Annotated in this window: 13 protein-coding genes and 1 pseudogene; 2 read left to right on the forward strand and 12 right to left on the reverse strand. The window is 30.4% G+C overall.

Translation table 11 applies throughout. The features are described from left to right. Positions 1-119: 119 nt before the first annotated feature. From K412_RS0105015 to K412_RS0105030, 4 genes are read right to left on the reverse strand one after another with little or no spacing between them, the layout of a single operon-like run. Positions 120-1,325 (reverse strand): hypothetical protein, encoded by a 1,206-nt coding sequence (locus K412_RS0105015; protein ID WP_024832100.1) that lies wholly within the window; start codon positions 1,323-1,325, stop codon positions 120-122. Further along, positions 1,322-2,035 (reverse strand): ABC transporter ATP-binding protein, encoded by a 714-nt coding sequence (locus K412_RS0105020; RefSeq protein ID WP_024832101.1) that lies wholly within the window; start codon positions 2,033-2,035, stop codon positions 1,322-1,324. The genes K412_RS0105015 and K412_RS0105020 overlap by 4 nt, the downstream gene beginning before the upstream one ends. Positions 2,036-2,071: 36 nt before the next feature. Next, positions 2,072-3,262 carry a metallopeptidase TldD-related protein gene (locus K412_RS0105025; protein WP_024832102.1) on the reverse strand — a complete coding sequence of 397 codons (1,191 nt, stop codon included), beginning with the start codon at positions 3,260-3,262 and terminating at the stop codon, positions 2,072-2,074. A gap of 17 nt (positions 3,263-3,279) precedes the next feature. Continuing rightward, positions 3,280-4,227, reverse strand: a complete 948-nt coding sequence (locus tag K412_RS0105030) for a metallopeptidase TldD-related protein (protein WP_157833814.1) — start codon at positions 4,225-4,227, stop codon at positions 3,280-3,282. Positions 4,228-4,473: 246 nt separating this feature from the next. Here K412_RS0105030 and K412_RS0105035 point away from each other — a divergent pair, with 246 nt between their 5' ends. Beyond that, entirely contained in the window at positions 4,474-5,169 is a 696-nt protein-coding gene (locus K412_RS0105035) for an IS6 family transposase (RefSeq protein WP_024832104.1), read from the forward strand. Positions 5,170-5,242: 73 nt separating this feature from the next. On the opposite strand, the pseudogene K412_RS0105040 reads toward K412_RS0105035, so the two are convergent. The 5 genes and pseudogenes from K412_RS0105040 to K412_RS20475 form a co-directional block, all read right to left on the reverse strand. Further along, a pseudogene (locus K412_RS0105040) lies at positions 5,243-5,581 on the reverse strand (transposase); the annotation flags it as partial. A gap of 78 nt (positions 5,582-5,659) precedes the next feature. After that, complete coding sequence (locus K412_RS22885) at positions 5,660-5,794, reverse strand: hypothetical protein (RefSeq protein ID WP_278244533.1); 135 nt, start codon at positions 5,792-5,794, stop codon at positions 5,660-5,662. 286 nt (positions 5,795-6,080) lie between these two features. Then, on the reverse strand, positions 6,081-6,842 hold the full coding sequence (locus tag K412_RS0105050; RefSeq protein WP_024832106.1) for a Fic family protein: 762 nt from the start codon (positions 6,840-6,842) through the stop codon (positions 6,081-6,083). A 187-nt stretch (positions 6,843-7,029) separates the two neighbouring features. Further along, positions 7,030-8,198, reverse strand: a protein-coding gene (locus K412_RS0105055) for an IS3 family transposase (RefSeq protein ID WP_242835530.1) whose coding sequence is annotated in 2 segments (ribosomal slippage) — positions 7,030-7,937 and positions 7,937-8,198 — 1,170 coding nt in all. Because the reading frame shifts where the segments join, the coding sequence is not laid out codon by codon here. Positions 8,199-8,510: 312 nt separating this feature from the next. Further along, positions 8,511-8,942: a DUF3795 domain-containing protein gene (locus K412_RS20475; protein ID WP_024832107.1), complete on the reverse strand. Its 432-nt coding sequence runs from the start codon at positions 8,940-8,942 to the stop codon at positions 8,511-8,513. A 922-nt stretch (positions 8,943-9,864) separates the two neighbouring features. Here K412_RS20475 and K412_RS0105070 point away from each other — a divergent pair. Beyond that, the gene (locus K412_RS0105070) at positions 9,865-10,929 is read left to right on the forward strand and encodes a hypothetical protein (protein ID WP_024832108.1); all 1,065 of its coding nucleotides are present in this window, start codon (positions 9,865-9,867) and stop codon (positions 10,927-10,929) included. A gap of 236 nt (positions 10,930-11,165) precedes the next feature. Here K412_RS0105070 and K412_RS0105075 read toward each other — a convergent pair whose 3' ends face one another. The 3 genes from K412_RS0105075 to K412_RS0105085 are packed head-to-tail and all read right to left on the reverse strand — an operon-like array spanning position 11,166 to position 14,698. Continuing rightward, the gene (locus K412_RS0105075; RefSeq protein WP_024832109.1) at positions 11,166-12,230 is read right to left on the reverse strand and encodes an acyltransferase; all 1,065 of its coding nucleotides are present in this window, start codon (positions 12,228-12,230) and stop codon (positions 11,166-11,168) included. A 49-nt stretch (positions 12,231-12,279) separates the two neighbouring features. Then, positions 12,280-13,749, reverse strand: coding sequence for a glycosyltransferase family 39 protein (locus K412_RS0105080; protein WP_051461014.1), 1,470 nt, complete (start codon positions 13,747-13,749; stop codon positions 12,280-12,282). Continuing rightward, positions 13,730-14,698: a glycosyltransferase family 2 protein gene (locus K412_RS0105085; protein ID WP_024832111.1), complete on the reverse strand. Its 969-nt coding sequence runs from the start codon at positions 14,696-14,698 to the stop codon at positions 13,730-13,732. Before K412_RS0105085 ends, K412_RS0105080 begins: the two co-directional genes overlap by 20 nt. Between the last annotated feature and the right edge of the window lie 180 nt (positions 14,699-14,878).

Raw genomic sequence — 14,878 nt, forward strand, 5'->3', positions numbered from 1 at the left:
TAGCATTTGCCAGCTTAGCTGGACGCACACATCAATACCACACACTCAACATGTGTTGCAACAATAGGATGATATTAATACGCAGAACTCTGATTTTATGTAAAGGTATCCGGTTCAATTTATAAATATATTATAGCAAATATAATGAAAAGAATTATTGGTTCTATATATTTTATTGCTGTATTCTTCTTCACGGCCAAATATTTAAGTGAAATTATTATAAGTACATTGACTACTATTAATAGGGAAGCAAATTCTGGCAGTGCCAACTTTGTAAAAAAAGCTGTTGCAAGTAGTACTATATTGACAGCAACATAAGTTATTCCCAATGTTGAGTTAGTTATATATTTATCAGAAATCGGAATATATAATCCCTTGCTCTTTTTATCCATGATTTGAATTATGGGTTTTTTAAATATATTAAGTAAATTTGTAATTCCTATTGTATATAAAAATACATATAAGTATTTGTTCTCTTTTAAAAAAAAGACTCCCAAAATAAATAGTGCAAATGAATATAGAAATTCTATTTTTGATTTTCTGAAAATAACTAGCATTGCTTTTACAAATAGTATTTGCTTGGTATTATTCGCTCTTTTTAATACTGTTATAGAAGTTTTATTATAGGACTTTTTTTGATTGTATGTTAATGAAAGCATCTGCATCCTTGCCATATCATTTTTACAGGCATTAATTTGTGCAACATATGAAATTTTCATATCACTATAGTATTTGTCCCAGTTAATCTTTAGTTTATGTACTAAATAATAAATTTCATAAATTAACAAAACAGTTCCTATAATAGAAATTATAATAGTTTGGTTAACAAATAATAAAATCATTAATACTAAATAGGAACTAACTAAAAAAATGTAATTTTTAAAGTCGCCGTTATACCTTATCCAAGAAATAAAATATCCGCTTACAGATATTAGAAAATACGAATAAATTAATAAAAAATACTGTACATAAGTATTCCACTCTGTCTCTTGAATAAGCATTATTGTCAAACACATTAAAATACATTTTATAACAATGGCTACATATTTTTGCTTAATCAAGCGATGAATTTGATTAGTATTAAGGGTCATAAAAATAATTGGCCCGGAAATTCTTACTGAAGGAAGATATTGAAAGACCTTATAAAGTAAAAAACTTGCTACTAATGTCTTTACCAGTAAAGGATTCACTGAGTTCAATGAAAGTTCTATTTTAAGATATGATAACGTACCAATGGCTAAAATCGGTATAAAATAGAAATACCATAGATTCCGACTAAAGGTTAAAAATAATCTAAATTTTTCTTTCAATAACATTAATGTCATATGTGACCTCTTTCATTAACTAAATCAATAAAGATACCCTCCAAAGAATTCTTTGAAGATTTACTTAAATCCAGTAATTCTTTTTTAGTACCTTCAGCTACTATCATACCTTTATTAATAAAAATAAAGGAGTCACAAATTGTTTCTGCTAAATCCAATAGATGTGTAGAAAGCATGATGGTTTTTCCCTCGTTTCTTAATGATATTAGCAAATTTTTAAACTCATTAATTTGTTCAGGATCTAATCCATTAAAAGGCTCATCAGCAATTAATAAATCAAATCCTCTAAGAATAGAAAAAACAATCATCATTTTCTGTTGATTTCCTTTTGATAATTGAGAAGGGAAATTATTAAAATACTCTGAAATTTTAAATCTATCGGATAATTCTAATATTTTATTTTTGTCTGACTTATAAATTTTACACAGAAACAGTAAATTTTCATATAAAGTAAGCTCTTCAAAATAAACCGGTTCGTCAGGGATATATGAAACGGGATATTCACTCAGCTTAGATATATTCTTACCATCTAACAGAATTTCTCCCGAATCAGGTTCAAGCAGTTTTACCACATTCTTTATTATGGTAGTTTTTCCAGCTCCGTTACTGCCTATCAAACCAACAATACTCGATTTTTTAATTGAAAAGCTAATATTCTTTAAAGCTTGAAATTCACCATAATATTTAGATAGATTCTTTACTTCTATCATGCCTTACCTCCATTTTTCTATGTTATCTTTATAAAATTATTCTTGAGAAATTTCAAATAACTTGGTAGATACTATTAATGACGGCATATTAGTATGACTTTGATTGCAAACCTTATTAGCCCCGTACCCCTCAATACTATTTAGTAACTGATATAAATTAAATTTAATATCTGCAACTACACATTCTTCAGTTTCTGATGTTAAATTTATAAGGCATTTACCATAATAATCACCGGTATACAAACTAAAGTTACTATATGAATTAAAAAATTTTACTATTCTAATAATTTTACCCATATTCTTTTCGAATTTATCTCGACTTATTAGATGTGTAATACAGTAAGGCTCCACTGTTGGCAAGTATTGATAATGCCTTCTAAATGCATTTCCTGAGGATGCTTTATTTTGAGCTTCGCCTAAGTCAGTAAGATCATTATACCATTTTCCACCATAAATTATATTGGTTTTTGCTCTCTTTATACCTTCATAATCATATAAAGGATATTTTGTTAACATGTTTTGATCACCGTCATCAAAGATGATTAAGTCTTTAGGGATATTTGTTTCCTGTGATTTATCAAATAATTTCTGCCTAATGAATGCCTGAATCAAATGTCCATATGCCTGATGTGATATTTCTAAATATTTGTAACTTTGTAAGTTATAATTTTTCTTTAATATTTTATATAGTAGATGCTTATTGATATCTTCTTTGTAGTTTGCATCTGTAATACAAACATGCTCCAGATTATTTTTTTTATCAATCAACAATATTTTTATAAATTTAAGATTATTATCTATAAATGAGTGTTTTGTTACTAAATTCATATTTTTAGAAATTTCTACTATGTATATATCAAATATAATTTCAGGAAACAAAGCATATAAATATTCTTGTATACTTTCTATTGGAATATCAAAATTTTGGACGCGATTAATAAAATTATTATTATCACTAAATCTAAGGCTATTTATATCAGGAAACAACAATATTGAATTTAATACATTTGGAATTTCAAAATAAGGGTCTCCACTTGATGAAAAAAATCCAATATGATTTTTACTCAATATCCTGACAAAGAATCCCTGATCTGAGTTTTCAATAGCCTCAAAACCAGCATCACTATTTCGTATTCTGGTTTTTATAATGGACTTTTCATTGTATAATTCAAAATCATATTTACCGTCAAAATAAGTCCTGATATGTTGAACCGTATTGCTTAGCATAAGATTTTACCTCTATTTTAAAAATGAATATTCTGCAATAACACACTAGGTGAGCCATAAAACAAATTAACATGTTGGTCTTTTTTTAGGCATGTACTTTCCGTAAAAGTTAAGTCTTCACATACTAAAGCTTCATTATCTAGTATTGTATAAACATCGGACTGTATAACGAAATCCTCAAATATTCCGCAAATATTACCATGTGATACTTTATATGCCTCATTTATATAAAGATAGACTTTAAATGTATCCGGTTCTATGTATCCTCCGATTATATTTTTCACAAGAATGCCATTTTTAATATTTTTTAAAATGTAATCTCTATTATGTGACCCGTAATCAAGGTATGTGCAATTCATACGCGGAATAGCAAAGGACCTGTAATTTTCCCTTCTCTTCTGTACAATAAGTTCATGAAACTTTCCCTTATAGAATATTGTGCTCTTTTTATATTCTAAACCTCTATCATCAAACCTATTGTAATTCTTTGAAAAGACATTTTGATTTCTGCCCTCGATTATTGTAAACCCAGAATTAAATTTTCTTTTAATATTAAATGGATTTTGACTCTTACGGAATAAGTCTTCTTCAAACAAATGCCCTATAATCTCATGAACTATTACCCCAAATGTTCCCGTATTAAACAATACATTTGACTTTTTGTTTTTAAATTTAACTAATTTATTATTTGAAAGAATTAATTTAAACTTTTCTATAACATCTTCTTTGCTATACTTATTTAAGTCTACATTAAATGTTTTAATTTTATCATCAATTTTTATCGATACATCCATTCGAAAACTGCAATACTTTCTTACATCTCTTACGGTTTCACTTTCTATTGGTAGTATTAATACCTGATCAAAGGTATTAATCTTAGATATACAGCAAGATACTACTCTATCACTAAGACTTAAAATTTCATTTCTAAACTCTATCAACTGGATTTGATTAAGCAAATTCAATGAAGACTGAAATTCAAAATTTAAAGTCTCTGATATTTTTGATTTTTCATTATAACTGGTAAATCCGCGCTCTGTTTCTACACATACTCCTAAGTCATAAAAAGGTATAAATAAAATTTGCCCATTAAAATTAATACTGAACTCATATCCTACTCTATTTTGAGGTTCTGTTGCAAAAACTTTTGACTCTTCTACAACACCTATGTTAAAATCATATCCTATTATTTGGTAAGGAGTAAATGCTTTATGAAATCAAATCTATTTAAATGGAAACACTACGAATCGAGCATCATTATTTTGTGCGTTCGTTGGTATTTGAAATACAGTCTCTCATTTCGAGATTTAGCTGAAATAATGCAAGAAAGAGGCCTAATGATACATCCTTCCACTATCTATCGCTGGGTTCTTCAATATTCCCCTATTTTGATCAAAAATATTAGAAAGTACCTGAAACCTAGCAATGATTCATGGCGTCTAGATGAAACTTATTTAAAAATCCGTGGTAAAGATATGTATCTTTATCGTGCTGTAGACTCCTCTGGTAATACTATAGATTTTTGGTTGTCTATGAACCGCGATAAAAAATCGGCCAAAAAGTTCCTAAAAAGAGCTCTTTCCTCTCCTCATAACTCCATGCCAAGAGTTATCACAACAGATAAATATGTTGCCACAGAAGTTGCTATTATAGAAGAACAATATTCTGGTAACTTATCCTGCAAAGTAGAGCATCGCATGGTCAAATACCTAAACAATATAATCGAACAGGATCACAGGCACATCAAACGAGTCACCAATTCTATGCTTGGTTTTAAGAACTTCAGCTCCGCCTGTTCGATTATTGCTGGAGTTGAAACCCTTCACATGATACATAAAGGACAAGCTGGCACATCAAATATAACAGATGAAGTTATATTGATTAACCAGCTTTTGGGTATTGCATAAAATATTAGTGAAATAAAAGTCATTTCGTCTATTACAAAAATCATTCCTGTCCAAGTATTATTTGCAACAGAACCAGAGAAATCACCTTATCCTCAATTCCTGATACATCTCTCTTGTACTTGGGAACTATTTTAGGCTCAAATTCACCTTTTCTGTCCCTTGGGATATCAATCTGCACAGGACCAAATTCACTCTTAAGTTTTTTAGTCGAGTAACCGTTTCTGCTATTGTCTGAAATTTTCTGTCTTGAATCATCCCGAGAATATCCAAGAGAAACATCCATTTCGGCTTCAAGCATCTCCTGAAGAACATCTTTAAATGCCTCTTTCAAGAAGGAGATAATTTCTCCGGGATTTTTAAAATCGTTCTCCTCAATTATTTCCTGAACCAACTCTTTTGACAAAATGCTCATAAAAAATACTCCTCTCTGGTTAATACTTAAATTCTTAACCATAAAAGAGTATTTCCTATGTTTCATACACAAAATTATTTACAGCGTCATTTTCAGCTGAGATTTCAAGGCTTCATTTTCTTTTTGAAGAGTTCGCACTATTTTTCTAAGCGAGTCAAGGTCATAAGCCTCTATATTCATGCCTGCACCTCCATCTTGATTTCTATCTATCATTCTTCATTCCTTCTGAATAAAAGGATGGTATTAATGTTACTAATATCAGTATTGGTATTCTCTGTATTATTACATTGCTGTGTCGTATAATTTCAACAATAATTGGTAATTTTTGATTATTTAAAGCCAATTTCTTTTCATCGCTTCTCTTAATAACACTATCTCAATATTATGGCTTTGAAGTCTACCCTTTTCTTCTTACGGTAGGTAGTAATCCGTTGTTTTTTCACCAGAATCATAAAAAGTACCAAACCTATACGCCTGATACTTTCTGCTATCATACTTTTTAAATTTGCTGTATTTGATGTGATTGGTTCTGTTCCGGTATTATAGAGATATATTTATCAAGCTGTGCTTCTTCCAATTCTGCAATCATATTTTCAAAATCATCTAGAATACCTTGAGCTGCATATTTGTCTAATGCATTATAATAATCCAATCGGTTTTCTTTAGCTATAGAAATCGGTAAAAAACCATAGCTCATCAGTTGATAGTTCATAATCAGTCTTGATGTCCTACCATTACCATCCTGAAACGGATGAATTCTAACAAACTCTGCATGTGTCCATGCTGCTAGTTCAATTGGATTCAAATCTTTCTTATACATTAAATCTGCAAAGAAATTCTTTATCTGAATATACATTTCATTTCTTGCAGGTGGTATATGGCTGGCACCACTAATAACAACCTCTTCATTTCTATATATACCACCGATTATGATATTCTCCGTGACAAGTGCATGAATGTCTTTTACTATTTTTTCACTCAAAGGAAGCCCTTCATTGATACATTGCTTCACATAACGGAAGGCTTTTTTATGATTTACTACTTCGTATATTTCTCTAAGTGCTTTTCCGCCAACAGAAATACCGTCTTCCAATACCACTTTAGTTTCCATAAGCGTAAGGGTATTTCCCTCTATTGCAGTAGAGTTATGAGTAAATTCAACTTCAAACGCATTATTATAAGATTCGATTGTAACTTCATGAAGTGTATCTTTTCCCGCTTCATACAATTTTTGTTTTTCTAATATTCTTTTAAAATCCAAGATTGCACCTCATTTCATAGTAAAATTCTACACACTAACGTTATGACAATTATATCATACTGGTTACAAATAGTAAGACAGTAATTCATATTATGGCTCAAAGGATTACTGCCCTTTCCCCAATAAACTAGACACCTGAAACTCGTTATTTCTTCTTTTTTCATAGGGTATCGTAATATTTCATTTTTTATGCTACTTTTGCTTTTTGCAATGTATTATTATAATATTCTTCAGGTGTCAAATAGTTATTGGAGGCATGTATTCTCTGCCTATTATAAAATATCTCAACATACTCAAACACAGCTGCTCGTGCTTCTTGGCGGGTTGTGAAATGCTTCCCATAAAGCCATTCGCATTTCATTTTTCCCCAAAATGATTCCATTGGAGCATTGTCCCAGCAGTTTCCCTTGCGAGACATGCTGCATATAAAACCATACTTTTTAAGCAATAACTGGTAATCGTGTGAGCAGTACTGCGACCCTCTATCAGAATGTAAGATGACACCTGTTGGTCTTCCAGCACGTTGATATGCATCATTTAATGCGTTAATTACTAATTCCTTTGTCATTCTTTCACTCATTGACAGTCCAACTAACTTTTGCCCACATAAATCCATTATTCCTGCTATATATAGCCATCCTTCATCTGTCCACAGATATGTAATATCGCTTACCATTTTTTCATTAGGCTTATCCACAGTAAAATCACGATTAAGAATGTTTTCTGCTACTGGAAGCCTGTGATTGGAATTAGTAGTAGCCTTAAATTTCTTTGAAACCCTTGATTTTATTCCGTTTTCACGCATAATACGTTCTACTCTCTTATGGTTAACAGGTTTAGGACTTTTGTAATTAAGCTTTTGGGCAATCTTAATAGAACCATATACTTGTCCGCTTTTATTGTGGATAGCTTGAATTTCCGCTAACAGCTTTTTATTCTCTATTGCCCTTTGACTTTCGGGTCTTTTATCCCATGCATAGTAGCTACTTCTTGAAACACAAAGTACCTTGCACAGCTTCGCAACATTATATTTATAACAATTAGCCTTGATAAACTGAAATCTTTTTATTTTTGATTTCTGGCGAAGTAGGCTGCCGCTTTTTTTAGTATTTCATTTTCCTCTTTTAGATCCTTAATTTCTTTTTCTAATTTCCTCAATTTTTCATCTTCTGGCTTAAGATGCCCACTACCTGGAAATGCTGAATCTGGTGATTCTTTGTACTTGCTTACCCAACCATTAAATGTTGTAGGCTTTATTCCTAATTCTGCTGCTACCCTTGTTAAAGGCTCCCCAGATTTAAGATATCTTTTTACTGCTTCAATTTTAAAATCTGAACTATATTGTCGCTTACTCATGTTTACTATCTCCCTTTCTTTGTATTTAGTATAACACGAGTTTTTTGTGTCCATCAAATTGGGTAAGGGTCATACATACCATCTCTGCATCGCACTTTTCGTTTATGTGCTTACTTTTTAGAATGCTTTGTAAGTGTAAAAAATGCCTTCTCAGTTCACGTACAGACCAATTTGAATTGATGGATTCTTGTTGGTAAAATAATCTTGCTTGGTAATTTGATACATTTAATAGCTCAAAGCATGTCCACGCCAACGTATATTCCTTTACATTTTAAATAAGTAAAATCATTTACTTATTTAAAAGCACCTTCCTCATCTCTTAGAGTTGATCTTCTTGTATTCCTTACTATTTGCCTGGTTTCTAAGCAAATTTAATGTAGCCTCTTCCGAACCCAAGTCATAGTCTCCAATGATACCACTACGATGATAAATAATACCGTTCTCTGCATTTTTTATTATGTATTCGGAAAACTGTTCAATACCATTCTCTTTTATGCATCTTATATAAGCTCTTAGTTTAATTTTTTCAGGCGCAAGCATATCCACTCCACATGGAGCTTCTACACATTCCCAACATCCATTTAATCCTTTTGATTTACAGCAATTGTATTGATAACAGCCTTTCGGTGACAACCTTTTCCCACAATGATTATTAGATTTACAATTACAACCACCATCTGGTCTACATAGTCCACATACCAATCCACAATAGGCTATTGAATTTTCAATCTGTTTTTTAGTCATATCGTACCTCACACAAAATATTTAATCCTCCCCTCAACTCCCGGATTTCCCCACTTTTTATCTATGTCATCTATATTTTTGCCCTTTTTTCAGGCTCAAAAACGGCACTTTTTTTGCCCCGATTTTTGCTCAATTTTCACTCCAAAACCACTACATCTTGTGGTCAAACCCTAATTTTTATCCTCCGAACCACATCTTGTCATCAGAATTATCGCTTCAACGTGTGTTGCGACAGTAGGATGATATTATTATGCGTTAATATTGATTTTGTGTAAAGATGTGCCCCCTATAAAATGAAACTGACATTACCTCTATATACTACTTTAAGGTTAGTCCAAAAATTAATTATTTATGACTTTGAATACAACAAATTCTCTTGCAATTTCATCTATTTCTGTTAAAAATACCGAAAAAGCCCAAATGTAACTGTACTAGTAGGTACAAAGTCAAATGAATATAATGTTTGCAATCATGGATGGTACTTCTGGCTCTTTCCTCTGATTTATGACAATCATTCTGTGTAGAAACTTCAAATCCTTTAATGATAAAATAATACGTAAATGCCACAAATAGTGCTAACAGTTTTTATCATACTTTTTGTAAGGTTATCTTTATGTTATGTCATAACATAGATATCTTAGCAGCTTTTACAAAAAAATGTGCCAAAAATAATTTTCTTTAGTATTAAAAGGTGTATTAAAAATAGACTTAAAATTGTTCCAATTTATCTAATAAAATCTTTTTTATATTTATATTGTAATTAATTGTAAATATTTATCTACTTATGTATTTTTTTAGAAATTCCCATTTTATTAAATATATGTTAATATTTGTACTATTCGAATATTGTATTAATTATAGTTTTATATATAAAACTGCATCTTTAACTATTAAATTACATTTTAATCTTGATGGAGGTTTTATGAAAATTTCAAAAAGAATAATTTCATTTGTTTTAGTAATAACAATGGTAATGTGTTTTTTATTTTGCTCTTACGCTACTACACTTCCATATGATTCATTGACAATGACTCCAGGAGGTCACTATTACATATACTCTAACTGTCCTGAATCTGTAAATTCAAGTGTTTTGGGAAGTACTGGTGCTACATATACAATAAATACCACATTAACAAGTGGAAATACTTACGATGTAGAGTATTACCATATTAATTATACTGGTAGTACTTTACGTGCAGGTGTCATCGTAATTAATAACGGTTCTACTACTGCCCAATTCACAGTTAAAAATTATGCAAAAACAACTAGGGTTCCTAATGGCGACCGAGCAACTCATGCCTATATGCAAAATAGCTATCAAAATAGTACAAATAATCAAACCTATGTTTTACAGCCAGGAGAATCCAGAATAATAGATTATGTAGAAACTTCAATTCCTGCTAATAATGTTGGAAATGGCAAAGTGAAAGTACAAGCCAATAGTTCTAGTTTAGGTCTTAAAATATATCTTGCAAATTCTTCAGCCTCTCAAAGCACTATACAAAGCTGTGCAAGATGTAGTCAAAATAATGATACCACGCACACAACAGGATTATTTGCTAAAGATTCAAGATCAGTAAGTTTTGATGTTGGTAATTCAACAACCAATTCATTTTATTTAGCTGCTTATAATAGTTCTACAAATACTAATGAACTTTCAGACTATATTAATCCTTATGGTGACGTTGGAACTATTGGAAGAGGTCCATCACAATTAGCTGGTAATTATGGTGTAAGGTATGATGTTCAATTAACAAATTACGGTACAAAAAATAAAATAAAAATTACATATGATTATGCATCTCATGGTTCTAGTGCCGTGGACTTAGAAGCTATTTCTTTTTATAATGGGTCTAGTTGGGAAAAAATATCCCTTACTAACACCTCAAGTGGATGCTACGTATATAAAAGTATACCTAGCAATGGTGCTTTCAAATTTATTTTACCCGGTGGGAATTGTTGTAACATCAATTTTAAAATAGAATGATTTACTCTGTTGTGTAAAAAATTGTTTTACATTATGGTTGTATTTTATTATTCATAAGTGTCAAATAATAATGTGCATTTAAAAGCCGGAAAGATGATTAAAACTAATCACTTTTCGGCTTTACTAATAAACGTCAAGATTTCCTTATTATGAAAAACAGTAACCAGAAAGCGGTTACAATAATTAATTTGGAAAATCACTAACACACTACACAGACAATCAAGAACAAAAAAATTTTATATCAGATACTTTTTTACATAAGGTACTTTTGACAGTACTAAGTACACAAGAAAACTCAAAATAAGATTTAATAACGATAAAAGAGGTATAGTTATGAAAACACTTGATATTATTTTATCTAAACCAAAGGATCTAAAAGTAATATTAAAAAAGTCATGTATAAGGTAGATGCAAAAACTAGCTTTTGATATATATTTAGTTGCTTTTATAAGATTACTAGTCTTGTCATTAATTTTATGTAAACACAGATTCTTTATTAATAAGAATAGTGCTATGGCCATCGATGCAACATTAGGCGACATTCCTTCTAAGAACAATGTATTTATAGTATGCGAAGACGATTTAATCGTACCAAATACCGTTAATATAAAGCCACTGGTACCAAGTATATAAATAAAATAGGTTGTTCGTCTTGATAAAGAATATCTATGAAGATAATACCCCATAATAAAATATCCGATTGATGAATAAGCCATATTAATTGCATATTGTAGAACCATTCCTCTTAATAAGTTAAACGGATAAAACTTTATAGTAAATGGGAATAATAGCCCCAAAGAAATCCACACTACTAAAGTATATTCAATTAACTGTTTATTGTCATTGGTTGTAACTCCCTTTATTATTGGTACTACAACATATATCAGTGCAATAATATACAAATAATATAAATGGAAATGCGTGTTACAGGTAATTATATGTTTTATTGAACTCTTAATTATGCTGGTATTTATACTACCAGTACTAACAAATACCTTAAAAATATCAAACACTTCATACATACAACCCCAAAAAATTAGAGCAAGGACAATTCTCAATAAATACTTTGTATAAACCAGTTTTAACGAAATTTCTTTATTTGGATTTAGAAATAATACCCCACTACACATAAAGAAAACCGGCACACTCCACCTTACAATCGAAGCCCAAAATACATAAAAATACCAATTAGTAGAAGCTATTTTTATATTTGCTAGCATCCCTGCAGAAATATGTATTACAATAACACCAAATATTGCAAGAGTTTTTAATACATCTACATAAGTAATTCTTTTAACCATTTTTTATCCTTTCGAATTGTACAAGTAATAATTTAGAAGCCTTAATAGTTTACTTCTTGTTTTTGAGTACTGCATATTTATCTACAAGATATTGCACCCCATAAGCTAACAATATAAATACAGAAATCATTGCAAAATATCGGTATCTGACTTGAACCTCAATTAACATATGCACAAAAAAGTATCCCATCAAAAGTAATATAACGTATAGTGCGACTGAATTAATATTTTTCTTTTGTCGTATCAAACTGATCGTACCTAATGCCAAGACTAATAACGCAAATAAATAGTATACTTTCTCAGTTTTTAACAGTCTATTTTCAATTATTTTCAAATCTGCTGGCGGTACTAATTGCTTATTCTTGTAAATATAAAATCCCCATCTAAGGGTGTCCATACTTCCCCACATTACTTCCTGCTTTTTAACCATGAATTTTAGCATTCTTTTAGGGCCAATATTTATTCGTTCCTTTATTGTAGCTTTCGCTATTGTATCTCTCTTATCCTTATCATCAATATAAAATATGTTACTTTGATCTTCTAAAGAGTATTGCCCGGAAGTTTTTTCGTTTAGGCCAACAACAAACTTCCACAATGGAAAATTATTTGATAAGCCATAGGGACTTATATCTTCATGTATAAGGTACGATGAAATACCCCATAAAGCTGTGGAGTAAGTTATTATCATTATTAAGACTAAACCTAATGTTACAACTTTTTTAGTCCTTATCAATTCAATAATACACCAGACTATTGCCGCTGCAATAACAACTGTCCCAAGTGGTCTGACTGCATTGCCTAATGCTGCGATTATTCCACCCAATAAAGCTCTAACCAAAAAATTGAATTTACTTATCATTAAAACATAAATAGCTGCATAAAACATAAATGCAGCAAAATGTTGATTAGTCAAAACTGATGCAAGAAAATATGGAGCCGGATAAAACACATAAAGAAGTGCTACTGAACGAGCAGCATACTCATTTGTTATTTTTCTTGCAATAAGATAAATTAATGTATTCGTTCCAGCCATAAAAGCACAATTACATAACTTTAATGGAAGCAATCCAGTTCCAAATATCTTGATTAATATTGCATAATAAGTAATTGGACCGGTCTGGTAAGCCCAATCACTAAAATATGCCCATTTACTCCAACTTTTATTCCCACTTTGTAAAGCTACAGCACAATCATAAAATGTTTTGAAATCTGATACTGGACGCGTACTAGCAGTTATAGCTATCAATGCTTTAGTACAAAATGCTAATATAAAAATGCATATTAAGAATGCCTTTGGTGATATCCTTAATTTATTTGCAATAAATATACAAGCGACAAAAACAGGTGCAACTATAATTATGTATTTAAAAGTCCCTTTGAGATGAGATACATAACAAATATTTAATAATGTTAAAAACATAATGTACGCCGTGAAAATCAAGAGAACCAATTTTGTTAACATATCAAGTTTTTGAGGTATTATTTCACCAATCTGTATCTTATCTTTTTGTATACTCATTAGTTTTATTTCCCTCATCAAAGTTTATTAGCTCGCCTATAACATATAATGGTCTAGACTTGACTTCTTCATAAATTCTACCAACATACTCACCCATAATACCAATTACAACTAGCATTACACCATTAAAAAAAAGTGATACCACCATTGTTGATGCCCAGCCTTCTACAGTTGAATTAGTAAAAAATTTTTGAAGTAAAATAACAATCAAATATATAAAACTTAAGGCTGAAACAGTCATTCCCAAAAAAGTTGCTAATTTTAATGGTCTATAAGAAAAAGAGATAATCCCATCAGTCGCAAGCTTAATCATCTTCCTTAATGGGTATTTGGTTTTACCAGCAAATCGTTTCTCCCTCTTATACTCAATGCTCGTCTGATTAAACCCTACCCAACTTACTAAACCTCTTACATATCTGGCTCGCTCAGGTAAACTCTTCATAGAATTGCATACTTTTTTATCGATTAATCTAAAATCACCTACATCCACCGGTAATTTAATATCTGTTATATTATCAATTACCCTATAAAAAAGTTTTGCTGTAAGCTTCTTAAATAAAGTTTCACCTTCTCTATGTAGTCTTTTTCCATACACTACTTCATAGCCTTCTTTCCACTTTTCAATCATTTCTGATATAATTTCAGGCGGATCTTGTAAATCAGCATCAATTACCACAACTGCATCACCTTTTGCGTAATCCATTCCTGCTGAAATAGCTATCTGATGTCCAAAATTTCTTGAAAAGTTTATCAATTTTACATCAGTATTTACTATTAGTTCCTTAAGTTTTAAATATGTATTATCTGTGCTACCATCATTAATAAATATGTATTCAATATCCATATCCAAATTACTTAATGATGCTTTTAGTCTTCTATAGGTTTCAGTTATCACTTCTTGTTCATTATAAACGGGAACTACTACAGATAATAATTTTCTAGTTTTCATTACGTTTCACCTTAACTTTCTATCTTAGCTTCCAAAATTATACCATAAAAAAATAGTAAATCAATTGTAGTTCATTAAATAATTGCAAAAATGTATTATTTTCTCAAATGGACTAAGTAATATTTAATATCTAGAGATAAAACACTTTTTTACATTTAATAGCTTAATATTACTATTTTA

Source organism: Ruminiclostridium josui JCM 17888 (genome assembly GCF_000526495.1).
GTDB lineage: Bacteria > Bacillota > Clostridia > Acetivibrionales > DSM-1351 > Ruminiclostridium > Ruminiclostridium josui.

Bases quoted from the DNA above. Each gene is read 5' to 3' on its own strand.
- K412_RS0105015 (WP_024832100.1), bottom strand. From the start codon at position 1,325: ATGACATTAATGTTATTGAAAGAAAAATTTAGATTATTTTTAACCTTT.
- K412_RS0105020 (WP_024832101.1), bottom strand. From the start codon at position 2,035: ATGATAGAAGTAAAGAATCTATCTAAATATTATGGTGAATTTCAAGCT.
- K412_RS0105025 (WP_024832102.1), bottom strand. From the start codon at position 3,262: ATGCTAAGCAATACGGTTCAACATATCAGGACTTATTTTGACGGTAAA.
- K412_RS0105035 (WP_024832104.1), top strand. From the start codon at position 4,474: ATGAAATCAAATCTATTTAAATGGAAACACTACGAATCGAGCATCATT.
- K412_RS22885 (WP_278244533.1), bottom strand. From the start codon at position 5,794: ATGATAGATAGAAATCAAGATGGAGGTGCAGGCATGAATATAGAGGCT.
- K412_RS20475 (WP_024832107.1), bottom strand. From the start codon at position 8,942: ATGACTAAAAAACAGATTGAAAATTCAATAGCCTATTGTGGATTGGTA.
- K412_RS0105070 (WP_024832108.1), top strand. From the start codon at position 9,865: ATGAAAATTTCAAAAAGAATAATTTCATTTGTTTTAGTAATAACAATG.
- K412_RS0105075 (WP_024832109.1), bottom strand. From the start codon at position 12,230: ATGGTTAAAAGAATTACTTATGTAGATGTATTAAAAACTCTTGCAATA.
- K412_RS0105080 (WP_051461014.1), bottom strand. From the start codon at position 13,749: ATGAGTATACAAAAAGATAAGATACAGATTGGTGAAATAATACCTCAA.
- K412_RS0105085 (WP_024832111.1), bottom strand. From the start codon at position 14,698: ATGAAAACTAGAAAATTATTATCTGTAGTAGTTCCCGTTTATAATGAA.